The organism is Methylorubrum zatmanii (assembly GCF_014845115.1).
In the GTDB taxonomy this organism is placed as follows: Bacteria; Pseudomonadota; Alphaproteobacteria; order Rhizobiales; family Beijerinckiaceae; genus Methylobacterium; species Methylobacterium zatmanii.
Genome location: NZ_NKUI01000131.1, coordinates 1 through 23,369, shown reverse-complemented (window position 1 = coordinate 23,369; position 23,369 = coordinate 1). Strand labels below are relative to the sequence as shown.

Genomic DNA, 23,369 nt, shown 5'->3' with positions numbered 1-23,369 from the left:
CGGGCGCCGGTGAAACCGTCAGTGGCCGCCCTCGGTGGCCTCGCGGGTGGCCTCGTAGAGGAACCACGTGCGCTCCTCGGACTGGTCGATCCACTCCTCGAGCAGGCTCGTGGTCGAGACGTCCTTGGCGTCGTCGGTGACGCCGTGCAGCTCGCGCATGTTGGCGGTCAGGTTCTTGTTGTCGTCCCGCAGCTCCTTGAGCATCTCCAGCGGGCTGACATACTCGGCATTGTTGTCGGCGATGCGCTTGAGCTGCTCGGCCTGACCGAGGGAGCGCAGGGTCGTGCCGCCGATCTTGCGGGCGCGCTCGCCCACGGCGTCGATGATTGAGAAAATCTGCTGCGATTGCTCGTCGAGCAGCAGGTGGTAGTCGCGGAAGTTCGGGCCGCTGACATGCCAGTGAAAATTCTTGGTCTTGATGTAGAGCGCGAACAGGTCCGACAGCAGGACGGTCAGGCCCTCGGAGATCTTCGCGACATCGTTCGGGTCGAGATCGGTCGGGGTGTTGAGCCGATCGCTGCCAACGCGCAGCTTAGCCTTGGCCATGGTCGGTGTCCTTCAAGGTCTGGGTCGCTCGACCGACGACGGTCGCGTCGGCACTCGCACGGCAGAATGAGGGACGCGGGAGCTTTGTTCCGCCTCGCATGGCTGCGCTGCTGTGGATGGGAAGCGGTGTCAGCCACGCCCTCCGACCAGCCCCGGCGGCAGCAGGACCGGCTCGTTCTCCGGCCCGCGCTCGAGCGGCGGGGCGACCTTGCGGGCCTGCGGCTTCGGCGCCGGGGCAGCCGCTGCCTCCGGCGTGGGCTTTACCGGTTCAGGCCTTGCGATTGCGGATTTCGCGGGGGCCGGCTTCGCCGACACGGTCTTCGCGGGCGAAGCGGCCGACGCGTCCGGCTTCGGCGCGGTCACGGGACGGCGCGGCGCGGGCGTCGCGCGGGGGGCGATGGCGCCCGTCGTGGCGACATCGGGCGCGGTCGGCGTCGCGGCGGCAGGAGCAGGGGGCGTGTCGAGGCCGTAGATGTCGTCGCGGAAATGCACGCGGCCGTCCGTCGTGGCGTAGCCGGTCAGGTACACGAAGGCGACGGGCGTCGGCTTGACGAGCTTCACGTCGCGCCGCTCCCCCGTGGCGATGGCCGTCTCGATCTCGATCGGCCCCCAGGTCGAGCCGGCTCCGTTCGGCCCCTCGGTTCCCTGGAGCAGCCAGGCGGCGAATTCCTTCACCTGCCCGACGCGAACGCAGCCATGCGAGTGGAACCGCACCGAACCGGCGAACAGCGATTTGGAGGGCGTGTCGTGCATGTAGATCGCGTGCCGGTTCGGCATGTCGATACGCACCTGCCCCAGCGAGTTGTCGAAGCCGGAATCCTGGCGCAGCGTGTAGTTGGCCGCCTTCTGCGTGGTCCAATCGATGGTCGTCGGATCGACCTCGACGCCGCCGGGGCCGAGGATGCGGATATGGTTCTTGGCGAGATAGCCGGGGTTCTTCCGCATCGTCGGGATGATCTCGTTCTTGATCACCGAGACGGGCACGGTCCAGGTCGGGTTGAGGTTGACGTCGGTGATGCGGGTCTCGACCGGCGGCGTCTGCTTGTCGGGCGATCCGACGACGGCGACGTAGCGGCGGACGACCGCACCGCCCTCCACCGCCTCGACGGTGGCGGAGGGGATGTTCACCGTCACGTAGCGCTCGCCGAAGGCGAAGCTCGATCCCATCAGCCGCTGCGCCGAGGCGCGCAGCTGGCGCTGGCGCACCTCCGCCGGCACGTTGAGCGCGTTCAGCGTCAGCCGGCCGAAGATGCCGGCATCGGGAAGACCGTGCCGGGCCTGGAACGACTTCACCGCCGCCACCAGCGGCGGATCGTAGCGATCGGAGGGGGGCGCGTCGGCGGGCAGGTCGCCGGTCAGCGTCAGGTGGTGGCGCAGCGACGGGATCGCCGGGTGGCTGTCGCCGGGCTTCGGCGCGAAATCGGCGGGCAGCGTCTTCCAGCCGCCGGCCTCGGCATAGACCTGATAGCGCTCGGCGGCGCGCATGGTCTCGACGAAGGTCTGCGCCGTGAAGGTCGGCAGCGGATCCTCCGAGACCCTGGCATAGACCGTCGGTGGCAATTCCCGCGAGGCCTTCTTGGCAGGAACGGATTCGGTGGGTGCCGTGTCCGCCTTGGTCGGGCTCTGGGGCTTGGCTTCCGTGGATCTGATGTCCGCCGGCTTGGCTTCCGCCTTGTCCGGGCGGAGTTCGGGCTTCGCCTCGGCCTTCAGCTCAGGCTTCTGCTCGGGCGCGCCCTCGGCCTTCGGCTCGATCCGCAGATTGATCCGGGAATCGGTGCGCGTCTCCGGCATGGGCTCTGCCTTGAGCGGGCCGGCGAGCAGCAGCGCCAGGGCCGCTCCGGTGCCACCGAGGAGCCGGGCGCGGCTGGCCCTGCGCGGGGCGGAAACAACGTTGAGCATCGCGGATCTCGTCGGGTGCACCGCCGGATCATCCGCTGGCTTGGTTACCAAGTCGCTGCGGGGCCGCAGGTCGGGATGTGCCGCCGCAGGTCGTTTCCGTGCGTCGCGTCTTCGCGGCGCCTTTTCGGGCCGCGTTGCGAGTTCGCTCCCCTCAATCGCTTCTCCTTGTCGCGGGGTCGCGCCCCTGCGGTGGTGCGGGCGCGTCGGATGTGCAAAACGCGAAGGCCATTGGCCGCCCCGCGAGACCGACGTGAGCGCAGACAGACCCTCGAGACCGTCCGGCAAGACCCTGTTGAATCCCGAGCAGCGGCCGGACGACGTCGATCAGTCGATCCGGCCCCTGAGCCTGGCCGAGTTCATCGGCCAGCGGGCGGCGCGGGCCAACATGCAGATCTTCATCGAGGCCGCCAAGAAGACCGGGCAGGCCCTCGACCACGTCCTGTTCGTCGGTCCTCCCGGCCTCGGCAAGACGACGCTGGCGCAGATCGTCGCCCGCGAACTCGGCGTGAATTTCCGCTCGACCTCGGGTCCCGTCATCGCCAAGGCCGGGGATCTCGCCGCGCAGCTCACCAATCTGGAAGAGCGCGATGTGCTGTTCATCGACGAGATCCACCGGCTCAACCCGGCGGTGGAGGAGATCCTCTATCCGGCGATGGAGGATTACCAGCTCGACCTCATCATCGGTGAGGGGCCGGCCGCCCGCTCGGTGAAGATCGAGCTGCCGAAATTCACCCTCGTCGGCGCCACCACCCGCGCCGGCCTGCTCACCACCCCGTTGCGCGACCGCTTCGGTATTCCGATCCGTCTGGAATTCTACGAGATCGACGAACTCGAACTCATCGTCCGCCGGGGCGCGCGGGTGCTCGGGCTGGGCATGTCGGAGGAGGGCGCCAACGAGATCGCCAAGCGCGCCCGCGGCACGCCGCGCATCGCCGGCCGCCTGCTGCGCCGGGTGCGGGATTTCGCCATCGTCGAGGAGGCGCAGACGGTAAGCCGCGCCATCGCCGACCGGGCGCTGCAGATGCTCGACGTCGATCCCGTCGGCCTCGACGTGATGGACCGGAAGTACCTCACCCTGATCGCCAGCTCCTTCGGCGGCGGCCCGGTCGGCATCGAGACCATCGCCGCCGCGCTCTCGGAGCCACGGGACGCCATCGAAGACATCATCGAGCCCTACCTGATCCAGAAGGGGTTCGTGCAGCGCACGCCGCGCGGGCGGGTGCTGACGCCCCACGCCTTCCGCCACATGGGCTTCGCCGAGCCGCGCCGCGACCCCGGCACCCAGTTCGGCCTGTTCTCGGCCGGCGACGACCCGGAGGCCTGACGTCTCTCGCGGGCGTGATGCGGCGCCCTCGATATGCGCATAACGCATATCTGCTTTCCCAATCCTGGCGCGATGCGGGCTTCGGGAAACACATCGAGCCTCGTGGCCGGCTATGCCGCTCAGATCGTTCCGTCCAGCCAAACCATTGCAGTTAAATTCTTCTCGGCTCCAGCCGCGCACAAGCTGAGCCGCCTCGGCGCGCATCGCGTCCTGTGATCACAGATCGGCGCGCATGCGGAACAGGAATGCTGCGCACAAGTTGGAAGCGCGACCACGCTCCCCGCGAGCGCCGGCCCATCGAACGATCACCGCACGATTTTCGAGGAAGTTTCCGCCATGAAGACGACCGTCCTGGCTGCTCTCGGCCTGTCCGTCGCCGCCCTCGCCACCCCCGCCCTGGCCCAGGATGCCCTGCCGCTTCGCATCGGCTCCGAGGCGCCGATCGGCGCCGCCGGCAGATCGACCCCGGATTTCCGCGCCGAGGCGCTGCGCTCGGATGCCGCCAGCATCGAGGCGAGCCGCATCGCCCTCGAGCGGTCGCGCAACCCGCAGGTGCGCAACTACGCCAACCGGGTGCTGGTCGAGCGTGAGGCCACCACCCGGGCGCTGCTGCCCGAGGGCACGTCGCTGACCGCCTCCGGCCGCGTCGTCTCCGATCAGCAGGGCATCCCGACCCGCCTCGACAATCCGGTCGGTGTGGTGCTGGCACCGGTGACCCTGGCCGCCAATCTCGGCACCAGCATCGTCGGCGGCGTGCTCGGCGGTGTCGGCATCGTCGATAACAGCCCGGCCGAACCCGGCCGCCGCGTCGCCCTCGGTCCGCAGGGTCAGGCCCGTCTGGAGCGCCTGAAATCCGCCCGCAGCGCCCGCGAGTTCGACCGGACTTATGTCGGTCAGCAGGCCCGCTCCGACGCCCGGACCCTCGCACTCTACGACACCTATGCCCGCAACGGCGACAGCGCCGCCGGCCGTACCTTCGCCAACGAGGCTCTCCCCTACATCGCCGACGAGCACGCCCACTCGGCGAGCCTGGCCAACCGCATCGGCGGCTGATCGCATCGCCTCGTGAGACACCAGCAGGGCCGCTCCCCCGGGGCGGCCCTCGCTTCATCCGGGGCGGACCCTCGCCACGCCGGGCGGGAGGCTTTAAACACCGGCATCCCTCGCGCCCGGGCTGCCATGGATCCGACCGATCACGCCGACGCGCACCGGCTCCCGGTGCGCATCTACTACGAAGACACCGACTTTTCCGGCTTCGTCTATCACGCGAGCTATCTGCGCTTCATGGAGCGCGGGCGCACCGAATTGCTGCGGTCGCTGGCGGGTGACCAATCGGACATGCACGCGGAAGGGGCCGGCCTCGTCTTCGTCGTGCGCAAGATGAGCCTCGACTTCCTCAAGCCCGCCCGCATGGACGATTGGATCGACGTGCTGACCTGGTCGAGCGCATTACGGGGCGCGTCGATGCACCTCGCGCAGGAAGTGCGCCGCGGCGAGGAACTGCTGGTGCGGGCCGAGGTGGTGGTGGCCTGCGTCAAGAACGGCCGGGCGATCCGCCTGCCCGACGCGCTTCGTCGGGCCCTGGCGCCGCCGCAGCGCGGCGAAGAAACCGATCCTTAACCCTGACAGGCGCTTAAACATTCCTTGCGAGGGCCGCCCGCCTGCCTCGGAAGAGGCTTTGGCGCGACCCTTACTTTCGACAGATTCGCGAGTGATCTCAAGCCTCATCGCTCAAAGGATCAGTCGGCAGTCCGGCGCGCCGCCGCGCGGCCCTGACGACGCGAGGATCGTTCGATGAACCCAGCCGATGCCATGCAGGCCGCGCCCGCCGTCGATATGAGCCTGTTCGGCCTGTTCTGGCAGGCCCATTTCGTCGTCAAGATCGTGATGATGGGCCTGCTCGGCGCCTCGATCTGGTGCTGGTCGATCATCGTCGACAAGACATTGCTGTTCCGCCGCACGGAAGCCGAGATGGACGCCTTCGAGGAGGCGTTCTGGTCCGGCCGCTCGCTGGAGGAACTCTACCGCTCCTTCAACGACCGCCAGCCCACCGGCCTCGGCGCCCTGTTCGTCGCCGCCATGCGCGAGTGGAAACGCTCGTTCGAAGGCTCGGGCCGGCAGATCCACTCGCTGTCCCAGCGCATCGACAAGGTGCTCGACGTGACGATCCAGCGCGAGGTCGAGCGGCTCGATTCGCGCCTGCTGTTCCTCGCCTCGATCGGCTCGGCCGGTCCGTATATCGGCCTGTTCGGCACGGTCTGGGGCATCATGACCGCCTTCACCTCGATCGCGGCCTCGAAGAACACCTCGCTGGCCGTGGTGGCGCCGGGCATCGCGGAGGCCCTGTTCGCCACCGCCATCGGCCTGTTCGCCGCGATCCCGGCGGTGCTCGCCTACAACAAGCTGCAGGCCTCGGTCGCCAAGTCGCAGTCGCGGCTCGAAGGCTTCGCCGACGAGTTCTCGGCCATCCTCTCGCGCCAGATCGACGAGCGCCTGTCGCTCGCCGCCTGACCGCCGTTCCGGGTTGAAGCGGGAGCAAGCCTCATGGCCATGACGCAGGGGGCCGCCCAGGGTGGCGGCAAGCGCCGCCGCCGCGGCCGGCGCGGGCACGGCGCCATCAACGAGATCAACATGACGCCGTTCATCGACGTCGTGCTGGTGCTGCTGATCGTTTTCATGGTCGCGGCGCCGATGATGACGGTGGGCGTGCCCCTCGACCTGCCGCAATCGAAGGCGAGCCCGCTCAATTCTGACGTGAAGCCGATCACGCTCTCGATCCGCCGCACCGGCGAGGTCTATCTCGGCGAGAGCGAGCTGAAGGACGACGACATCGTGCCCCAGCTCATGCAGACCGCGAAGACCGGCACCGAGGAGCGCGTGTTCGTCCGGGGCGACAAGCGGGTCGATTACGGCCGCGTCGCGCAGGTGATGGCGATCGTGACCGGCGGCGGCTTCAAGAAAGTCGCCCTCGTGACCGAACCGGAATCGAATTAGCGGAGCGAAGCATCGTGGCTCTGCGCTGGCCTGAGTCTTTCAACCGCCGCGAACCGGGCGTGTGGATCTCGGCCGCGGCCCATGCCGCGGTGCTGGCGGCTGCCCTGTTCGCGGTCGCCGCGCCGGCCCTGCCGGACGCGCAGGAGGGCGTGCCGGTCGAGGTGCTGACCGAGCAGCAATTCTCGGAATTGACCCGGGGCGAGCGCAACGCGGAAAAGCCCGAGAAGAACCCGAACCGGGCCGACCGCGTGTCGGAAAAGCTCGAACAGCGCGAGCCCGAGAACGCCAAGACCGACGCACCCGCCGCGCCGACGCGCACCGCCGAGACCAAGCTCGCGGCCGTGGACGCCATGCCGCTGCGGGCCGACACCGCCGATCCGGTGAAGGAAGAGGCGGAGGCCGCTGCGGCCAAGGCAGAAGCCGCGAAGGCCGAAGCAGCCAAGGCGGAGGCGGCGAAAGCCGCGGAGGCCAAGGCCAAGGCGGAAGCCAAAGCGAAGGCCGAGGCCGCCGCCAAGGCCGAGGCTGCGAAGGCGGAAGCGGCCAAGGCCGCCGAGGCCAAGGCGGCCGCGGCCAAGGCGGAGGCCGAGAAGCGCGAAGAACTCCAGAAGCTGATCGAGCGCGAACAGGCGGAGGCCGAGGCCGCCGCCAAGGCTGCGGAAGCCAAGGCCAAGGCGCGTGCCGAGGCCAAAGCCAAGGCTGAGGCAAAAGCCAAGGCGGACGCCGAGGCCCACGCCAAAGCCGAGGCCGAAGCGAAAGCCAAGGCGGAAGCGGCGGCAAAGGCCGAGGCGGAAGCCGAGCACCGCAAGCAGGTCGCCGAAGCCAAGGCCAAGGCGGAAGCCGAGGCGAAGGCCAAGGCCGAGGCCGCCGCGAAAGCCAAGGCGAAGGCGATGGCCGAGGCGAAAGCCAAGGCCGATGCCGAGGCCAAGGCACGCCAGCAGGCCGAACTCGCCAACAAGTTCAGCCCCGGCGACATCCGCCAGACGCTCGCCTCGAAGGCGCCCTCGCAATCGACCGGCGCGACCGGCCGCGAGGTGCAGCGCACCGCCTCCCTCGGGGCGGCGACCGGCAATGCGCAAAAACTCTCGCCGTCCCTGCGGGATGCCCTCGTCGGGATGCTGCAGCAGCAGATCGAACGGTGCTATTCGGCGCCGCCCGGCGCGACGCAAGGAGTCGTGCTGCCGATGCTCGACATCCGCCTGAACCCGGATGGCTCCCTCACCACGGAGCCGCGGGTGATGCGGTCGGGCTCGAATTCGGTCGATCAATCGATCGCCCAGGCCGCGCTCCGGGCGGTGCGCCGCTGCGCGCCCTACAAGATCCCGGCGCAATACGCGCCGTATTACAACGACTGGAAGGCCATCAACGCCGAGTTCGAATTCTCGCCCGTGTGATCGCGGCTCGGCCCCCTCCGTCGCGCCGCCTCGGCGGCCTCTCCATCAGCACCCCCTGACATATCCGGACTTCCCCATGCTTGGAACAGCCTTCACCCGGCGCAGCCTCGCGGCCGCCCTCGGCGTCCTCGCCCTCGCGTTGCCCGCCGCAACCCCGGCGCGGGCGCAGCTGCAGCTCCGCATCGGCAGCGGCGCCTTCCAGCCGATGCCGATCGCCGTCGCCGACTTCGCCGGCGATGCCAGTCTCGGTACGCTGGTCTCCGGCGTCATCACCAACAACCTGCGCCGCTCCGGCTACTTCACACCGCTGGAGAAGGGCCGCTTCCCCGAGAACCCGAGCTTCGACGCGGCCCCGAATTTCGAGGCCTGGAAGAGCGCCGGCGTCCAGGCGCTGGTGACCGGCCGGGTCGGGCGCGACGCCGCCGGCCGGCTGACCGTGGCGTTCCGCCTGTGGGACGTCGCCTCGGGCCAGCAGATCACCGGCCAGCAATACGGCACCGACGTCGCCAATGCCCGCCGGACGGGCCATCTCGTCTCGGACGCGGTCTATACCAAGATCACGGGCCTCGGCCCCTGGTTCGACAGCCGGGTGGCCTATGTCGATGAATCCGGCCCGAAGGAGAGCCGCCGCAAGCGCCTGATGGTGATGGATCAGGACGGTGCCAATGTCCGCGCGCTCACCAGCGGCGATGCCTCCGTGGTCGCGCCGCGCTACTCGCCGGCGGGTCAGGAGATCGCCTTCATGACCCAGGCCACGGGTCAGCAGCCCAAGGTGCAGATGATCGACCTCGAGACCGGCAAGCGCCAGACGGTCGGCAACTTCGCCTCCATGAGCGCGAGCCCGCGCTTCTCGCCCGACGGGCGCCGGCTGGTGATGAGCGTGCAGCAGGGCGGCAATGCCGACATCGTCACCGTCGACATCGCCTCGAAGGCGCAGCATCCGATCACCCAGGGGCTGGCGATCGACACCTCGCCGTCCTACTCGCCGGACGGCAGCCAGATCGTGTTCGAATCCGACCGCGGCGGCTCGCAGCAGATCTACGTGATGGGGGCGGACGGCTCCAACGCCCGCCGCATCTCCTTCGGGGAGGGAGCGGCGTCGCAGCCGGCTTGGTCGCCCCGTGGCGACCTCATCGCCTTCACCCGCCAGCGCAAGGGCGGCTTCGCCATCTGCGTCATGAAGCCGGACGGCTCGGGCGAGCGGGTGCTCACGGAGGGCTTCCACAACGAGAGCCCGACCTTCGCGCCCAACGGCCAGTACGTGATGTTCTTCCGCGATCCCGGCGGCCAGGGCGGCGGCAAGCTCTACATGGTCGACATCACCGGCAAGGTGGAACAGCCGGTCCCGACCCCGTCCTTCGCCTCGGACCCGACCTGGTCGCCGCTGCTGTCGGGGAAGTAGCCGGCCCGACGCATCGTCCCGGAACCCGTCTCCGGGACGATGGACCGAGCCTCGAGCCCAGCTGCGGGCTTGGCAGCGCGACATCGTCTGTTCCAGCAGCCTGCTCGCCCGTCAGGTCAAGCTTTTCTCCGGCTTTCCCTCGGCGCCCGGCACATTCTCAACGGATGCTACTCTCTCCGCCAAAAGCGCGCCGCCGGCACGCCTTTGGAGCACAGAACGACAAACCCCGCGCGAGCCCGACGGGCTTGCACGGCGCAAAACCTTTACCGATCACAAGAAACCGCGGCGGAAGCGGTCCGCAGGTGGGGCTGATGCGTGTTCGAAGTCGCGCCGTGTCGGCCGCTTCTGCGCCCCTAGGGATCCGCTTCCGTCCGGTGTTCGTGGCGGGCCACTCAGCCTGAGACCGAACGGTTCTCAGGCCATCCTCGCGGCTTCGTGCTGCGGTGGAGTCATCCCAGTCTCCTCCAGCTTTCACCAACAAACTCTGTGCGGACAACAGAGTTTGTTGACCGATGTGCTTGCGACTGCGAAGCACCGGGATAGACTGCGACCCTATTGGCGGGTCGTCAAGCGGGAATTTGCCGCCAAGCCGACTGTTTTTCGCCCGACATCGATCTTCGCCACCAAAATCGTTTGTCGGCAATGACTTAAGTCGAGCCGCGCGAAAGCGTGTTTGCGGGCGTGGAAATTCCCCGGCGCCAAGGGTCAGCGGCCGCCCAGGAGGCGGGTCTTGACGAGGTAGTGGATGGCGCGATCGGAGGATCCGTCGGTATTGCCGCGCCGATCGACACTGTAGGCCTGCTCGGGCACGCCGGCTGCGAGGGGCTTCACGGGGCCATCGATGCTGAGGATGAGGTTCGAGACCTTCTGAACCTCGCCGGCGATGGCGGCCGGTCTCCGAGCCGTCTGGCGAATTCCTCGGCGCAGCCATTGCTTGCCCGCAGATGGCACTCTCGGCGACCTCAGCCCGCACGGGATCGGTCGAGACGATCGCGTAGCGGCCGCTCTCGGTCAGGAGGGCGCGCAGGGTCTCGCTGGTGTGCTTCAGCCGTGCGAGCTCGGCCTCGCTCGGCTCGGTCGGTGCGCCGCGGGCGAACTGGAAATCGAAGATCGCCCTCTTCTCAGGCTCGGCTGGGCGAGGGAAGCATAGAGCCCGGCTCCGCTGGTAACCACTCGGACGCTGAGGGACCGCCTGTCGATCCGGCTCATCAGCGTTTTCCCGTCGCCCCGCCGTGAAGGGGAGTGGCCTGACGGGACAATGTCGGCCGGATGGCTTTGTCTCGAGCGTCGGCGACGCCGTTGGGCCGAGAGCGGACACAAACCAGCATCAATCATCCCGGAAACTGCTTCGACTGTCCCCGCCTCCCGAGGTGACGGACAGGCTCGCGGGCCGGCGCGACGCTCCCCCCAGCAGGCGCCGGCTCGCGGGTTGCCCGCCTCCGCTTGTCTCTCCCAAAGCTCCCGCCCCGCGCCTCGGCCAGAGAGCACACGATGCGGAATCGGAAGTTTTGTGAGGCACTCTGAGCGAGGGCGGGCCGCCTCGGCATGAAGGACGAGGGTCTTACCGAACCAGCTTGCTCGAACGGCTCTCAGATCGCAGCGAGGCCGCGCTGCACTGCCGGACGGGCGAGCAGCGCATCGAGCCAGCGGCGCACGTTCGGCAGCTCGGCGACGTCGATCCCCTGCTTCTCGTGGAATTTCGCCCAGGTCAGCGCGGCGATGTCGGCGATCGAATAGCTGTCCGCGAGATATTCGTGGTCGGCGAGGCGCCGATCGAGGACGCCGTAGAGCCGCTTGGCTTCCTCCGTGAACCGCGCGATGGCGTAGGGGATCTTGTCCTGCGCGTAGATCCGGAAATGATGGGCTTGGCCCAGCATCGGCCCGAGGCCGCCGACCTGCCAGAACAGCCATTCGTCCACCGCCGTGCGGGCGCGCTCGTCGGCGGGATAGAGGCAACCGGTCTTGCGGCCGAGATATTGCAGGATCGCGCCGGATTCGAACACCGAGATCGGCGCGCCGCCCGGACCGTCCGGATCGACGATGGCCGGGATCTTGTTGTTGGGCGAGATCGCGAGGAAGTCGGGCGCCATCTGCTCGCCCTTGCCGATATTCACCGGCCTGACGCGGTAAGGCAGCCCGCACTCTTCGAGCATGATCGGGATCTTCCACCCGTTCGGCGTGCTCCAGGTGTAAAGGTCGATCGGCTGCGCCGTCGTGACCGCCATGCTGTCATCCCGGGGAAAGCGGGCCCGCGCCCAACCTCTCCGATGACGTAGCGCGGATCGGCCCGGCGCCTCAAGCGGAACGATGCCGCCCGGCGGGGCGATCTACGCGAAAGCGATCCTGCGCCGCGCTCCCGGCTCGCCCGGCGCAGGGCATCAGGGCCGCCCGATGACAGTCGTGTGCAAGTTGCGTTGCCCGCTTGCTCTTTGGCGGCCGATACGGCTGTGATGCCCCCCGGACGGCCAACATGCCGAATCCGCCCACCGGAGTTGTCCGATGCTCTCTCGTCTCCTCGCCGTGGCCGCTTTGGCTGCCCCGCTCCTCTTCGCGCAGGCCGGCACGGCCAAGGAGGCCTGGGCCGCGCCGACCGCCAAGGAAACGGCGAAGGAGCCGAGCGTCGCCCAATCCGCCGCCCGGGAGCGGCAGAAGAAGTGCGGCGCCGAGTGGCGCGCGCTCTCGGCCGCCGAGAAATCGGCTCAAGGTCCGAAATGGCCGCAATATTACAGCAAGTGCGTCAAGCGCCTGAAGGAACAGAAGGCCTGATCCTGCCTTCGCGCGGCCGTGGGTGAACCGAACGGCCCCGGCCGTGTTGGCCCGCCGACCTGTTCGTGCCGGGAGCTTGATCGAGATGGAGCGTGAACGCCGCATCCTGCAGCGGACGGTGGCGGTCGCCGCGATCCTGCCCGTGGTGGCGGGCCTCTATGGCGTTCTGTTCGGCATCGACGGAATCGGCGGCGGCACACCCGTCAACGTTTCGGCCGACAGCCATTTCCGCTACCTGTCCGGCCTGCTGACCGGCCTCGGCATCCTGTTCCTCACCTGCGTGCCCGGCATCGAGGGCAAAACCACCCTGTTCCGGTTCCTGACCCTGGTGGTGGTGCTCGGCGGCCTTGCGCGGTTGCTCGGACTCTACCTCACCGGGGTGCCTTCGCTGACCATGCTCGCCGCCCTGGTCGTCGAGCTCGTGGTCGCGCCGCTGCTCTGCCTGTGGCAGACGCGGATCGCCGGCCTCGCCCGGGATGCGGCCCTCGACGCCCGGGCGGGCCGGTGAGCAGGGCGGCGACCGAGGGAGCGGGGACCGGCGGCGCGAGCCTCGGCGGGCGCCTGCTCGATGCCATCGACCGGTGGGTGCCGAAGCCCGCCGCCTGGGCCTTCGCCCTGCGGATCTGGCTCGCCATGATCCTGGCGCTCTACGCGGCCTTCTGGCTCCAGCTCGACAGCGCGTCCTCGGCGGCGGTCTGCGTGGCGATCCTCGCCCAGCCGAAGCGAGGGCAGGCCCTCTCGAAGGCCGGCTACCGCTTCCTCGGCACACTCGTCGGCGGCATCGTCGCCATCGTCCTGATGGGATTGTTCGGGCAGGACCGGGTTCTGCTGCTCGTCGGCTTCGCCTGCTGGCTCGGCCTCTGCGTCTTCGTCGCGCAGTTCCTGCAGGATACCCGCGCCTACGGGGCGATGCTCTCCGGCTACACGGTGGCGATCGTCGCCATCGCCCATATCGACGCGCCGCAGACGACCTTCGACGCCGCCATCGGCCGCATCGCGGCGATCACCGTCGGCATCGTCGCGATCACCTTCATCAACGATGCGCTGGCCTCGCCGAGCACGTGGCATTCCCTGCTTCCGCGTCTGACGGAGGCGCAGGCGGCGGCCAAGGCCTTCGCCCGCGAGAGCCTGACCGCGGGCGATCCCGGCCCCGAACGCACGGCCGCCCTGATCGGGCGCATTGCCCCGATGCGGGCGGATGCGAATGCCATCGCCGGGGAGCTCGATGACGGCGTTCACCGGGCCGCCGGGGCCCGCAGCGCCATCGCCGCCCTCTACGTGCTGGCGGCGGCCAGCCGGGCCCTGACCGCCGCGATGGGCCGCCTTCCCGAGCCCGATGCGCTGGTGCGGGAGGCTCATGCCCTGGCCCTGCGAGCGGTCTCGGAGGGGGAGGGCGCGCGAGCGGAGGCCCTCACCCGCGCCGGCGAGCGCCTGCGCGACCTCGTGGATGCGGGCCTGCGCGACGGGGGCCGCTCCCTCGACGCGATCATGGCGCTGCAGCGGGCCCTCGATGTCGTCAATGCCGCAACCTTTGCCGAGGACGGAGTGCGCGCCCTCGGCGACGGGCACAAGCCCTTGCGCGACATCGCCCTGCCGACCCATCGTGACTTTCAGGTCGCCGTGCGGGGTGCCCTGCGGGTGATGATCGCCTTCGGACTCACCGCCGGGTTCTTCGTCCTGGCCGGGCTGCCGCAATCCTCCTTCGCCCTGGTGCAGGTCGCGGCAACCTGCGCGCTCTCCTCGGTCACGCCCGACCCGCGTAAATTCGCGCAGGGGGTTCTGATCGGGATGCCTCTCGCGGCCCTCTGCGCCGGGTTCACCCTGTTCGTGATGCTCAACGGGGCGCAGGGATTTCCCCTGCTCGCCATCGCCATGGCCCCGGTGATCGCTCTCGGCTGCCTGCTGTCGCTCAACCCGCCGACCTTCACCGTCGGCTTCATCACCATCGTGTTCTTTCCCGCGCTGATGGCGCCGGAGAACCCGCAATCCTACGACCCGCAGACCTTCCTGATGAACGCGCTGCTGGTGGTCATGGCGGCGGTCATCCTGTTCCTGACCGTGCGGCTCGTCCTGCCGATCTCGCCCTCGCAGCACCGCGCCTTCGCCCTGGAGGAGGCTCGGCGCGACCTCGCCGGAGCCCTCGCGGGGGAGGGGGGCGACGCCACGACCCGCACCAGCCTGAATGCGGACCGCCTGTTCCAGTTCTCCGCCTGGAACTCAGGCAGCGGCGCGGTGCGCCGGGCGAGCCTGCACCACGCCTTCGCCCTGGCCCAGGTGGAGGCCGCCGCCGCGAGGGCGCACGCGCAGTTGCGGCAGCTGGGCGGGGTGAGCCCGCTCGTGCCGCTGATCGGGCGGGCGCGGGAGGCCCTCGCCGCCGGACGCTCTCCCGCCCTCGACCGCGCGGCGCAGGATCTGATCGCCGAGGCGCCGGCGCGGGAGCGCGACATGCGCCTGATGCTGGCGCGCGCCGCCACCGACCTCGCGACCGCCTCGCGCGTTATCAGGCGTCACGGGCGCTTCTTCCGGCGCCTGTCCCTCCCGAGCTTCTAGACCACCGGATGCATCACGACCTCACCCTCGGCGGGATCCTGGTCTCGCCCTTCGTCGCCGACGCGCTGATCGCCTTCGCGATCCTCGTGGCCTTGCGGATCGTGTTCCGCTGGATCCGGTTCGGGCGCTTCGTCGCCAACCCGCCTCTGGCCGAAGCCGGGATCTATGTCTGCATCCTCGCTCTGGTCGTGGTGCTGCTGTGAAGAACGACGACGCCGCTGCCGACGATCGCCCGCAGGACCGGACGCCCTCCGACGAGCCCCCGTCCGACGAGCCGTCCCCGGCGCAGGCGGCCCGCGCGGCCAAGCGGCCGGCATCCGGCCGGCGCCTCCGCTTCGGGCGCCTGCTGCGCCTCGTCGCGACGGCGGCGATCCTCACCCTCGCCGTCGTGGCCGCCGCCGTGGTGTGGCAGTTCTACGTGACCGCACCCTGGACCCGCGACGGCCGCGTGCGGGTCCAGGTCGCCAACATCGCCCCGCAGGTGGCCGGCACCATCGTCGAGCTGCGGGTCGCCGACAACCAGGAGGTGAAGAGGGGCGACATCCTCTACGTCATCGATCCGTTCGACTATCAGGAAGCCGTCGCCTCGGCCGAGGCCGAGATCAAGAACCGCGAGGCCGACCTTTCGGTGAAGCAGGCGCAGGCTGCCCGCCGGGCAGCGCTGTCCACCATCTCGACCTCGGTCGAGGAGAAGCAGCAATATGCGGGCACGGCCAAGATCGCCGAGGCCGCCCTGGAGACCGCGAAATCGCAACTGTCCCAGGCGAAGAAGAACCTGGAGCGCACGCAGGTGCGCTCGACGGTCAACGGGCGGGTGACCAACCTGCTGCTGCGGGTCGGCGACTACGCCCAGACCGGCACCGCCAACATCCGGGTGATCGACACCGATTCCTTCTGGATCGACGGCTATTTCGAAGAGACCAAGATGGCGCATATCCGGGTCGGGGCCCCCGCCGAGATGTCGCTGATGGGCTACGGACAATCCCTGCGCGGCACGGTCGAGAGCCTGACGCTCGGCATCTCCACCGCCAACGCCGCACCGAGCACCCAGGGCCTGCCGAATGTCGATCCGGTCTATACCTGGGTGCGCCTCGCCCAGAGGGTGCCGGTGCGCATCCGCATCGATCACGTGCCGCCGGAGGTGACCCTGGTGGCCGGCATGACCGCCACGGTGGTCATCGGCGACGGCCGGGGCAGGGAGCCACATTGGGTGACGTCGGTGCGAGACAGAGTCCTCGGGACCGGCCAACGGGAAGGGCCGGAAGAAGTGGGCCGATGAGGCGGCCGACACTGCACAGACCTTGCACAAACAAACGGCGCGGATGCTGCAATAGAGGCTTCAAGCCTCATCATTGCGCGGACAATGCTGCCGATACCGTCAACTTTATCGAGCGGATTTCATGAGAGTTTAAGTCGGATCGGATCGAATGCTGCGCACCGGGGCGGCTCATGGCGTGAGGGAAGCGCAGTCGATGCGGGTAGAAGGTTCGGAGACGGTAGACCTGTCTCCTTCGGAGAGTGCTCTGGAAGGGGTCGGCAGCCTGCTCCGTCACGCGGTTCGGACGAACGGCCAAGCCAGCAGCTTCACCCGCGAGATCCGGCGTCAGAGCCGCGGCGTGGACGCCTCCCTCGCCGCCACCCGCGGCAGCGTTGGCCGTGACACGGCGACCGCCACCGCCGAACGCCTGCGGAGCGAATTGGTCGGCGCGGTGACGCGGGCGATGGAGACCGTCACCGCCGAGATCGGCCGGATCGGCGGGCGGATCGACGAGAAGGCGACGGAGGCCGCGCGGGCGGCCCTGACCATCGACCGGATCGGCGCCACGATACGCATGCTGTCCCTCAACGCGACCATCGAGGCGGCCAGGGCGGGAGAGCATGGCCGCGGCTTCGCCGTCGTCGCCGCCGAGGTCCGCAGCTTGGCCGACCAGACCCGCGAGAGTGCCCGCCAGATCGGTGGCGCGATCGATTTCTCCGACGTGCGCGCCGAGCTTCACGCCCTGCGCCACTCCACCGACACCGCTTTGCAGGCCCTCGGCAGCGCGGTCAGGACGACCGCCGACCGGATCGAGGCGCTCCTGGGCGGGGTCGGCACCGAACTCGCGGCGATCAGCGCGAGCAACGCCTCGATCAACGAGGCGCTCGGGGCGATGCAGGCCTGCCTCGACCGGACGGAGGCGAAGGCCGGTCGCGCCCTGGCCCTGTCCGTCGAAGGGCTCGACGCCGCGCGCGGCGGCCCGGCGCCCGACCTCACCCGCCACGGCCTTCCGCGCCGTCAGGCCGGCTTCGACCGCCTCGACGCTGTGCTCGCCAGGGGCACCTTGAGGATCGCCATCGAGCCGGCCTTCAAGGGCCTGTCGTTCCGGCAGCGCGAGGGCAGCCCGCTGATCGGCCTCGATGTCGACTACGCCCAGGCCTTCGCCCGCCATCTCGGCGTGACGGCCGATTTCGTCGAATGTGCGTGGGACGCCTGCACCGAGTTGCTGGAGGCCGGCCGCCATCCCGGCGAGGCGCCGGCGGATATCGTCTGGTCGGCCCTGCCGCCGAGCGCGGCCTTCGAGGGCGTCGCCTATTCGCGGGCCTATACCTACCTGCCCTACGTGCTGGCCCGGCGGACGGGAGACACGCGGATCGGCGGCCTCGCCGACCTCGAGGGCAGAACCCTCGGCATCATCAACGATCCGAGCGCCTACGCCACGCTGGAGGCCGCCGGGCTGCGCTGGGGCGACAACCTCTCGGTCAAGGGTCGGCGCGTCGCCACTCTCGGCAGCCTGCTTCCGATGACCGATCAGGGACGCATCCACGACGCGCTGGCGGATGGCGTGGTCGATGCCTTCGCCGTCGATGCGCCGATCATGCACTGGGCCTGCACCAGCCCCGACAGCCCCTGGCGCGGTCGCATCGAGATCCTGCCGGGCAACATCGCGCCTGCCCCCTGGTTCTACGCGGCGGCGGTCGCCGACCACCCGTCCTCCTGCCGCCTGCTGATGGCGGTCGATGCCTTCCTCGACGGCTTCATCGGCACGGCCGAGCGGGCCGTGATCGAGCGCCGCTGGCAGGGCAGTCCGGTCGCGGGCTCCGGCAGCTACCGTGACGAGCCGGGCAACCTGCGGGGCACCCCGGAGCTTGCCGCCGCCTATCGGGCGCAGACAGGGCAAGACCCGCTTCTCCCGGATCTCGTCACGCGGCGCCGCGCGGCCTGACCGTCCACTTCGACCGATGCGGTCGCCCGAAAAATTGGGTAGAGCGGCAGCATGGCCGCCTCTCCCCTCGTCCGCTTCGCCCCTTCGCCGACCGGCTTCCTGCATATCGGCAATGCCCGTCCGGCGCTGCTGAACGCCCTGTTCGCCCGGCGGGAGCAGGGCCGCTTCCTGCTGCGCCTCGACGACACCGACCGCGAGCGCTCCACCGAGGAGTTCGCGGCGGCCGTCGCCGAGGATCTCGGCTGGCTCGGCATCCGGCCGGACCTGTTCTTCCGGCAGAGCGAGCGCACCGCCCTGTACGACACGGCGGCCGAGCGGCTGAAGGCGCAGGGGCGGCTCTATCCCTGCTACGAGACGCCGGAGGAGCTGGACCGCCGCCGCAAGCGCCAGCTCGGCCGCGGCCTGCCGCCGATCTACGACCGTGCGGCGCTCTCCCTCACCGAGGCCGAGCGCGCCGCCTACGAAGCCGAGGGGCGGCGCCCGCATTGGCGCTTCAAACTCGATCACCGGGTGGTCGCCTGGACCGATCTGGTGCGGGGCGAGAGCCATGTCGATTGTGCCTCGCTCTCGGACCCCGTCCTGGTGCGGGCCGACGGCAGCTATCTTTATACCCTGCCTTCCGTGGTGGACGATGCCGAGGTCGGCGTCACCCACGTGATCCGTGGCGAGGACCATGTGACGAATACCGGCGTGCAGGTGCAGCTGTTCGAGGCACTCGGCGCCGCCGTGCCGGCCTTCGGCCACCACAACCTGCTGACCACGGCGGACGGGGAAGGGCTGTCGAAGCGGCTCGGTCACCTCTCCCTGCGCTCGCTGCGCGAGGCCGGCTACGAGCCGGCCGCTTTGCGCTCGCTCGCGGTGCTGACCGGCTCGGCGGAAGCGGTGCGCCCGGTCGCCTCGCTCGACGAACTGGCCGGCCTCGTCGATCTCGCCCATCTGTCGCGGGCGCCCGCCCGGTTCGACCCGGCCGAACTCGATGGGATCAACGCCAAGCTCATCCACGAGATGCCGTTCACCGAGGCCCGCGAGCGTCTGTCAGCCCTCGGTCTCCCGGAAGAGGCCGGCGAGGCGTTCTGGATGGCGGTGCGGGCCAATCTCGGCCGGGTGAACGAGGCCGCCGCGTGGTGGCAGGTCGTGGCAGGGCCGGTGACGCCGGTGATCACGGAAGCGGATTTCATCGCCAAAGCCGCCCGCCTTCTGCCGGAGGCGCCCTTTGGCCCCGCAACGTGGAAGGCCTGGACCGACGCGGTGAAGGCCGAGACCGGCGCCAAGGGCCGGGCCCTGTTCATGCCGCTGCGCCTCGCCCTCACCGGCCTCGACCACGGCCCGGACCTCTCCGCCCTGCTGCCGTTGATCGGGCGGGATCGGGCCGCGCGGCGGCTGGCGGGAGAGGCGGCTTAGAGCGCCTCACAAAATTCCCGATTCCGCATCGTGTCCTCTCTGGCCGCGACGGCGCAGCGGGCGTTTTGTGAGAGACACTGAGAGCGCCCTCCACCGCAGGGGACGCCGGTTCGGTGCAAGAGAGCGCGTCAAAACAAGGGTTTAGAGCAGATCTCGATGGCAGCGCGGTCGGGATCCGCTCTGCGAGTCAGAGCCCGTCCGGCTCGGCCTCGATCAGCATCACGTCGAGGGTGAAGCTGCCGTCTTCCTCCAGCGCGAAATGGCGCCGCACCGGCTCGGAGGCGCCCCGCTGAAGGGCCCGGATCGCGGCGACGCTCGCCTCCGGCGTGCCCATGCGGGCGATCCAGCTCGAGAACTCCATGCGCACGCGCCAATGCCGTGGGGTGCCCGGCACGAAGCCGGCCTCCGCCAGCATGGCCCGCCACTCCCCCTCGCCGTAATCGCGCACATGCGAGGGGTCGCGCAGAAGCTCCCAGGCCTGGAGATGGGTGTCGAGCAATGGCGGCCCCGGATGCACGACATCCACGAGGCCGAAGCGGCCCTCCGGGCTCAGCACTCGGCGCGCCTCCCTCAGGGCCGCGGGCACGTCGCTCCAATGGTGGGCGCTGTAGCGCGAGAGCACGCGCTCGAAGCTCGCATCCGGGAAGGGCAACGCCTCGACGCTGGCCTGCCGCGTCTGGACATTGGCCAATCCGCGCCGCCGCGCCTCAGCCTCGACGGCATCGAGCATCGCCCGCGACAGGTCGAGGGCCGTGACGGAGCGGACATGCGGCGCCACGGCATAGGTGACATGACCGCCGCCACAGCCGAGGTCGAGCACCGCCGCATGGGGGAGAGCGCCCATCCGGGCCAGCGCCTGAAGATCCTCGCCCGCCGCGTGAACCGCGCTGGCGACGTAATCGGCGGCGCGCCCGCCGAACTGGCCGGCGACCTGGGCGTCGTGACTGTGGGGATCGCTCATCCGGTCGGTCCTCCCGAAAGCGGCAGCGGCGCGAGGCGCGTCAGCCGCAGGGCAACGAGGAGCGCGGCAACATAGAGGCTGCCGAAAAAGCCCGCCACTCCGACCCAGCCATAATGCAGGAAGAACCAGCCGCCCGCCGTGCCGAGCAGCGACGAGCCGAGGTAATACATGCAGAGATAGATCGCCGAAGCCTGCGCTCGGTCCCGCGAGGCCCGCCGCCCGACCCAGCTCGACGCCACCGAATGGGCACCGAAGAAGCTCACGGTGACGATGACGATGCCGGCGATGATCAGGATCAGGTTCTGAGCCAGTGTCAGGGCGATGCCGCCGATCCCGAGGAGGATCGCCAGCCACAGCACCTTGCGCCGCCCCAGCGTCCCGGCGATGTGGCCGGTGATGGCGGAGCTCGCCGTGCCGGCGAGATAGACGATGAAGATCAGGCCGATCGCCGTCTGGCTCAGGGAGTAGGGCGGATCGAGCAGCCGGAAGCCGATATAGTTGTAAACGCAGACGAAGCCGCCCATCAGCAGGAACGGTTCGAGGAACAGCCAGGGCAGGCCGGCATCGCGGAAATGCTGGGTGAAGGTGCCGGGCACCTCGCGCCAGCGCATCCGGTGGGCCATGAAGTGGCGCGAGGCCGGCAGGGCGAACTGGAAAGCGACGGCGGCGAACAGCGCCAGCACGCCGATGGTGCCGAGCCCCCAGCGCCAGGAGGCGTGATCGGCGATGACGCCCGCGAGCAGCCGGCCGACCATGCCGCCCAGCGCGTTGCCGCCGATGAGGAGCCCCATGGACAGGCCGATGGCGCGCCCGTGCATCTCCTCGCTGAGATAGGCCATGGCGACCGCCGGCAGGCCGCTGGCGGCGATGCCGGTCAGCGCGCGCAGGGCCAGGAAGCCGTGCCAGCTCGGCATCAGAACGGCGCCGATGGTCAGCAGGGCCGAGGCGAACAACGAGGCCGCCATGACCGGCCGCCGGCCCCAGACCTCCGAGAGCGGGCTGACCACCAGCAGCGAGACGGCGAGGGTGGCGCAGGGGAGCGAGAGCGCGAGGCTCGACTCGGCCGGCGAGACGGCGAAGGTGTCGGCGAAGATCGGCAGCAGTGGCTGAACGCCGTAGAGCACCGCGAAGGTGGAGAAGCCGGCCGCGAACAGGGCCAGCGTCGCCCTGCGGAAAGTATGCGTCCCGGCCTCGATCAACCGGTCGCTGTCTTCCGTCATCACCCAATCCCTGGCGGCGCGAAGCCCTCACCCCCGCTCCGGCAGGGGTCGATGCGAGGAGGGCCGCCATCGGACATTTCCGAGGCGGCCCCTCTCGCACCTGTCGCCCGGTACCCTTTCCCGTGGAAGGAAAAGCGGTCAATAGCCTCGGCTAACGCGGCGGTGCCGGTTGTTGCTGGCCCTCCGCCTGCTGCTGCAGCAGCGGGGTGATGCGCCGCACGGTCACGCGGCGGTTCTCGCGGTTGGCCTCCTGGGTGTTCACCTTCAGGTACTGCTCGCCATAGCCCTGGGTGGTCAGGTTCTCCGGCGGCACCTGGAAGTCCTGGGTGAGCACGGCGGCGACCGACTGCGCCCGGCGGTCGGAGAGCGACAGGTTGTCGATCTCGGAGCCGACCGCGTCGGTATAGCCCTCGATCAGGAACACCTCCTGCGGGTTGTTCTTGATCGTCCGCTTGATCGCGTCGGCGATGGTGGCGAGACGCTTGGCCTGATCCGGCGTGACGGTGAAGGAGCCCGTGTCGAAGGTGATGGTGTTGATGTCCACCGAGGGCATCCGCGCCCGGAGCTGCGGGCTGTAGCGCACCTGATCGAGGGTGTAGCGCCGGTCCACCGCCTGGACCGGCGGGGCGGAGAGCGCCTCGTAGACGGCGCGCTCGTCCGCCCGCTCGTAATCGACGATGTAACGGTCGCGGGGGATGCGGATGTCCGGCGGCGGCAGGTCCACCACATCCTCGTAGATCGGCCGGGGCGCCCCGCCATAGACGTTGTTGATCAGCACCACCTCGCGCCCGTCGCGGTAGCGCCGGGACCGGCGCAGCAGCCGGCCGTCATCGTCGACCACGGTGACGATCTGCCCGCCCGAGGGGCTGTCGACGTAGCTGTAGATCTCGCCGCCGCGCCGCTCGCTGCGATAGCCGCGGTCGCCGTAGATCGTGCGGAAGCGCTCGTTCTCGTCGTGGCGGATGAAGTAGCCGTCGCGGTCGCGCACGATGATGCGGCCCGGCTCTCGGTAATAGGTGCGGCCGTCCACGTCGTATTCGCGGCGGTCGCGACGCACGGTGTCGTAGTCGCGCACGCGATAATCGTCGTCGCGGAAGCCGCCGGGAATGTAGGCGGGCGTCCCCGGAACGTTGAAGCGGTCGCGGCGCTCGCCGCGCCGGTCGTCGGCACCCCGATCCGGGCCGCGCCGGTCGAAGCGGTCTCCATCCCGGTCATCGTCGCGGCGGTCGTCCCGACGCGGATCGCGGCGGTCGTCGAAGCCACGCTGATCCGGCCGGCCGCCCGGCTGAGTGCCCGGCTGTCCTGGCTGCGCGCCCGGAGGCAGCGGGGGCTGGCCCGGAACCGTCTGGTTGGGCGCGGTCTGGCCGGGCGGGACGGCACCGGGCTGGTTCGGCTGCGCGGCATTCGGCGGCGTGCCGGGGGGCTGGACCGGGCGCCCCGGAACACCGGGCTGCTGGTTCGGCGCGACGGGGCGGCCGGGCACGCCCGGTTGCTGGTTGGGAGGTGTCGCCGGCTGATCGGGACGGCCGGGCTGCTCGGCATTGGGCGTGACCGGGCGGCCGGGCACACCGGGCCGCTGGTTCGGCGGGGTTGCGGGCTGATTCGGCTGCGCCGGGTTCGGGGCAGAGGGCGGCGTCGGGCGCTCGGGGCGCTCCGCGGAGGGGGGCGTCGGCGCTTCCGGGACGCGGCGCTGGGCGGGGTTCGCCTCGGGC

21 protein-coding genes and 1 pseudogene are annotated in these 23,369 nt (G+C 69.8%); 14 read left to right on the top strand and 8 right to left on the bottom strand.

Annotated features, from left to right (window positions below):
* Positions 1 to 18: 18 nt before the first annotated feature.
* Positions 19 to 546 (bottom strand): Dps family protein, encoded by a 528-nt coding sequence (locus MZTS_RS16300; RefSeq protein ID WP_192284649.1) that lies wholly within the window; start codon positions 544 to 546, stop codon positions 19 to 21.
* Between the two features lie 129 nt (positions 547 to 675).
* Positions 676 to 2,445 carry a L,D-transpeptidase family protein gene (locus MZTS_RS16295; RefSeq protein ID WP_192284648.1) on the bottom strand — a complete coding sequence of 590 codons (1,770 nt, stop codon included), beginning with the start codon at positions 2,443 to 2,445 and terminating at the stop codon, positions 676 to 678.
* 250 nt (positions 2,446 to 2,695) lie between these two features.
* Between MZTS_RS16295 and ruvB the strand changes: the two genes are divergently transcribed.
* From ruvB to tolB, 7 genes are all read left to right on the top strand, one after another.
* Complete coding sequence (gene ruvB, locus MZTS_RS16290) at positions 2,696 to 3,769, top strand: Holliday junction branch migration DNA helicase RuvB (protein WP_192284647.1); 1,074 nt, start codon at positions 2,696 to 2,698, stop codon at positions 3,767 to 3,769.
* 336 nt (positions 3,770 to 4,105) lie between these two features.
* A complete protein-coding gene (locus MZTS_RS16285; RefSeq protein WP_192284646.1) occupies positions 4,106 to 4,822 on the top strand; it encodes a DUF4142 domain-containing protein in 717 nt (238 codons plus the stop codon).
* A 126-nt stretch (positions 4,823 to 4,948) separates the two neighbouring features.
* Positions 4,949 to 5,389, top strand: a complete 441-nt coding sequence (ybgC, locus tag MZTS_RS16280; RefSeq protein ID WP_192284645.1) for a tol-pal system-associated acyl-CoA thioesterase — start codon at positions 4,949 to 4,951, stop codon at positions 5,387 to 5,389.
* Positions 5,390 to 5,563: 174 nt separating this feature from the next.
* Positions 5,564 to 6,280, top strand: a complete 717-nt coding sequence (gene tolQ, locus MZTS_RS16275; RefSeq protein ID WP_192284644.1) for a protein TolQ — start codon at positions 5,564 to 5,566, stop codon at positions 6,278 to 6,280.
* Positions 6,281 to 6,313: 33 nt separating this feature from the next.
* Positions 6,314 to 6,763: an ExbD/TolR family protein gene (locus MZTS_RS16270; protein WP_192284643.1), complete on the top strand. Its 450-nt coding sequence runs from the start codon at positions 6,314 to 6,316 to the stop codon at positions 6,761 to 6,763.
* A 14-nt stretch (positions 6,764 to 6,777) separates the two neighbouring features.
* Positions 6,778 to 8,154: a cell envelope integrity protein TolA gene (tolA, locus tag MZTS_RS16265; RefSeq protein WP_192284642.1), complete on the top strand. Its 1,377-nt coding sequence runs from the start codon at positions 6,778 to 6,780 to the stop codon at positions 8,152 to 8,154.
* Between the two features lie 76 nt (positions 8,155 to 8,230).
* Positions 8,231 to 9,556, top strand: a complete 1,326-nt coding sequence (gene tolB / locus MZTS_RS16260) for a Tol-Pal system beta propeller repeat protein TolB (RefSeq protein ID WP_192284641.1) — start codon at positions 8,231 to 8,233, stop codon at positions 9,554 to 9,556.
* Positions 9,557 to 10,261: 705 nt separating this feature from the next.
* On the opposite strand, the gene MZTS_RS25265 is transcribed toward tolB, so the two are convergent.
* The 3 genes and pseudogenes from MZTS_RS25265 to MZTS_RS16250 all read right to left on the bottom strand — a co-directional run bounded on the left by MZTS_RS25265 (position 10,262) and on the right by MZTS_RS16250 (position 11,781).
* Positions 10,262 to 10,507: a DUF2380 domain-containing protein gene (locus MZTS_RS25265; RefSeq protein WP_343068777.1), complete on the bottom strand. Its 246-nt coding sequence runs from the start codon at positions 10,505 to 10,507 to the stop codon at positions 10,262 to 10,264.
* A 58-nt stretch (positions 10,508 to 10,565) separates the two neighbouring features.
* Positions 10,566 to 10,874: pseudogene (locus tag MZTS_RS25675) on the bottom strand (hypothetical protein); the annotation flags it as partial.
* A 271-nt stretch (positions 10,875 to 11,145) separates the two neighbouring features.
* On the bottom strand, positions 11,146 to 11,781 hold the full coding sequence (locus MZTS_RS16250) for a glutathione S-transferase N-terminal domain-containing protein (protein WP_192284640.1): 636 nt from the start codon (positions 11,779 to 11,781) through the stop codon (positions 11,146 to 11,148).
* A 274-nt stretch (positions 11,782 to 12,055) separates the two neighbouring features.
* On the opposite strand from MZTS_RS16250, the gene MZTS_RS16245 reads away from it, so the two are divergent.
* The 7 genes from MZTS_RS16245 (at position 12,056) to gltX (ending at position 19,476) form a co-directional block, all read left to right on the top strand.
* Entirely contained in the window at positions 12,056 to 12,322 is a 267-nt protein-coding gene (locus MZTS_RS16245) for a hypothetical protein (RefSeq protein WP_192284639.1), read from the top strand.
* 85 nt (positions 12,323 to 12,407) lie between these two features.
* Positions 12,408 to 12,830, top strand: a complete 423-nt coding sequence (locus MZTS_RS16240; RefSeq protein WP_192284638.1) for a DUF4345 domain-containing protein — start codon at positions 12,408 to 12,410, stop codon at positions 12,828 to 12,830.
* A 125-nt stretch (positions 12,831 to 12,955) separates the two neighbouring features.
* The gene (locus MZTS_RS16235; protein WP_246482138.1) at positions 12,956 to 14,872 is read left to right on the top strand and encodes an FUSC family protein; all 1,917 of its coding nucleotides are present in this window, start codon (positions 12,956 to 12,958) and stop codon (positions 14,870 to 14,872) included.
* Between the two features lie 8 nt (positions 14,873 to 14,880).
* Complete coding sequence (locus tag MZTS_RS16230) at positions 14,881 to 15,075, top strand: DUF1656 domain-containing protein (protein ID WP_009864889.1); 195 nt, start codon at positions 14,881 to 14,883, stop codon at positions 15,073 to 15,075.
* Positions 15,072 to 16,151 carry an efflux RND transporter periplasmic adaptor subunit gene (locus MZTS_RS16225; RefSeq protein WP_192284637.1) on the top strand — a complete coding sequence of 360 codons (1,080 nt, stop codon included), beginning with the start codon at positions 15,072 to 15,074 and terminating at the stop codon, positions 16,149 to 16,151. The genes MZTS_RS16230 and MZTS_RS16225 overlap by 4 nt, the downstream gene beginning before the upstream one ends.
* 148 nt (positions 16,152 to 16,299) lie before the next feature.
* Positions 16,300 to 18,075: a methyl-accepting chemotaxis protein gene (locus tag MZTS_RS16220; RefSeq protein WP_192284636.1), complete on the top strand. Its 1,776-nt coding sequence runs from the start codon at positions 16,300 to 16,302 to the stop codon at positions 18,073 to 18,075.
* A gap of 51 nt (positions 18,076 to 18,126) precedes the next feature.
* Positions 18,127 to 19,476, top strand: a complete 1,350-nt coding sequence (gltX, locus tag MZTS_RS16215; protein WP_192284635.1) for a glutamate--tRNA ligase — start codon at positions 18,127 to 18,129, stop codon at positions 19,474 to 19,476.
* 187 nt (positions 19,477 to 19,663) lie between these two features.
* Here gltX and MZTS_RS16210 read toward each other — a convergent pair whose 3' ends face one another.
* From MZTS_RS16210 to MZTS_RS16200, 3 genes are all read right to left on the bottom strand, one after another.
* On the bottom strand, positions 19,664 to 20,437 hold the full coding sequence (locus tag MZTS_RS16210; protein WP_192284634.1) for a class I SAM-dependent methyltransferase: 774 nt from the start codon (positions 20,435 to 20,437) through the stop codon (positions 19,664 to 19,666).
* A complete protein-coding gene (locus MZTS_RS16205; RefSeq protein ID WP_192284633.1) occupies positions 20,434 to 21,657 on the bottom strand; it encodes an MFS transporter in 1,224 nt (407 codons plus the stop codon). The genes MZTS_RS16210 and MZTS_RS16205 overlap by 4 nt, the downstream gene beginning before the upstream one ends.
* Positions 21,658 to 21,808: 151 nt before the next feature.
* Positions 21,809 to 23,369, bottom strand: a 1,561-nt coding sequence (locus MZTS_RS16200; protein WP_192284632.1) for an OmpA family protein, incomplete at its 5' end; no start/stop codon positions are given.

Excerpts from the sequence above, each read along its gene's own strand:
- MZTS_RS16240 (WP_192284638.1), top strand. The coding sequence starts at position 12,408 with ATGGAGCGTGAACGCCGCATCCTGCAGCGGACGGTGGCGGTCGCCGCG.
- MZTS_RS16295 (WP_192284648.1), bottom strand. The coding sequence starts at position 2,445 with ATGCTCAACGTTGTTTCCGCCCCGCGCAGGGCCAGCCGCGCCCGGCTC.
- MZTS_RS16300 (WP_192284649.1), bottom strand. The coding sequence starts at position 546 with ATGGCCAAGGCTAAGCTGCGCGTTGGCAGCGATCGGCTCAACACCCCG.
- MZTS_RS16220 (WP_192284636.1), top strand. The coding sequence starts at position 16,300 with ATGCTGCGCACCGGGGCGGCTCATGGCGTGAGGGAAGCGCAGTCGATG.
- MZTS_RS16250 (WP_192284640.1), bottom strand. The coding sequence starts at position 11,781 with ATGGCGGTCACGACGGCGCAGCCGATCGACCTTTACACCTGGAGCACG.
- MZTS_RS16285 (WP_192284646.1), top strand. The coding sequence starts at position 4,106 with ATGAAGACGACCGTCCTGGCTGCTCTCGGCCTGTCCGTCGCCGCCCTC.
- MZTS_RS16205 (WP_192284633.1), bottom strand. The coding sequence starts at position 21,657 with ATGACGGAAGACAGCGACCGGTTGATCGAGGCCGGGACGCATACTTTC.
- MZTS_RS16245 (WP_192284639.1), top strand. The coding sequence starts at position 12,056 with ATGCTCTCTCGTCTCCTCGCCGTGGCCGCTTTGGCTGCCCCGCTCCTC.
- ybgC (WP_192284645.1), top strand. The coding sequence starts at position 4,949 with ATGGATCCGACCGATCACGCCGACGCGCACCGGCTCCCGGTGCGCATC.
- MZTS_RS16270 (WP_192284643.1), top strand. The coding sequence starts at position 6,314 with ATGGCCATGACGCAGGGGGCCGCCCAGGGTGGCGGCAAGCGCCGCCGC.
- MZTS_RS16235 (WP_246482138.1), top strand. The coding sequence starts at position 12,956 with ATGATCCTGGCGCTCTACGCGGCCTTCTGGCTCCAGCTCGACAGCGCG.
- gltX (WP_192284635.1), top strand. The coding sequence starts at position 18,127 with ATGGCCGCCTCTCCCCTCGTCCGCTTCGCCCCTTCGCCGACCGGCTTC.
- MZTS_RS16210 (WP_192284634.1), bottom strand. The coding sequence starts at position 20,437 with ATGAGCGATCCCCACAGTCACGACGCCCAGGTCGCCGGCCAGTTCGGC.
- MZTS_RS16230 (WP_009864889.1), top strand. The coding sequence starts at position 14,881 with ATGCATCACGACCTCACCCTCGGCGGGATCCTGGTCTCGCCCTTCGTC.
- tolB (WP_192284641.1), top strand. The coding sequence starts at position 8,231 with ATGCTTGGAACAGCCTTCACCCGGCGCAGCCTCGCGGCCGCCCTCGGC.
- tolQ (WP_192284644.1), top strand. The coding sequence starts at position 5,564 with ATGAACCCAGCCGATGCCATGCAGGCCGCGCCCGCCGTCGATATGAGC.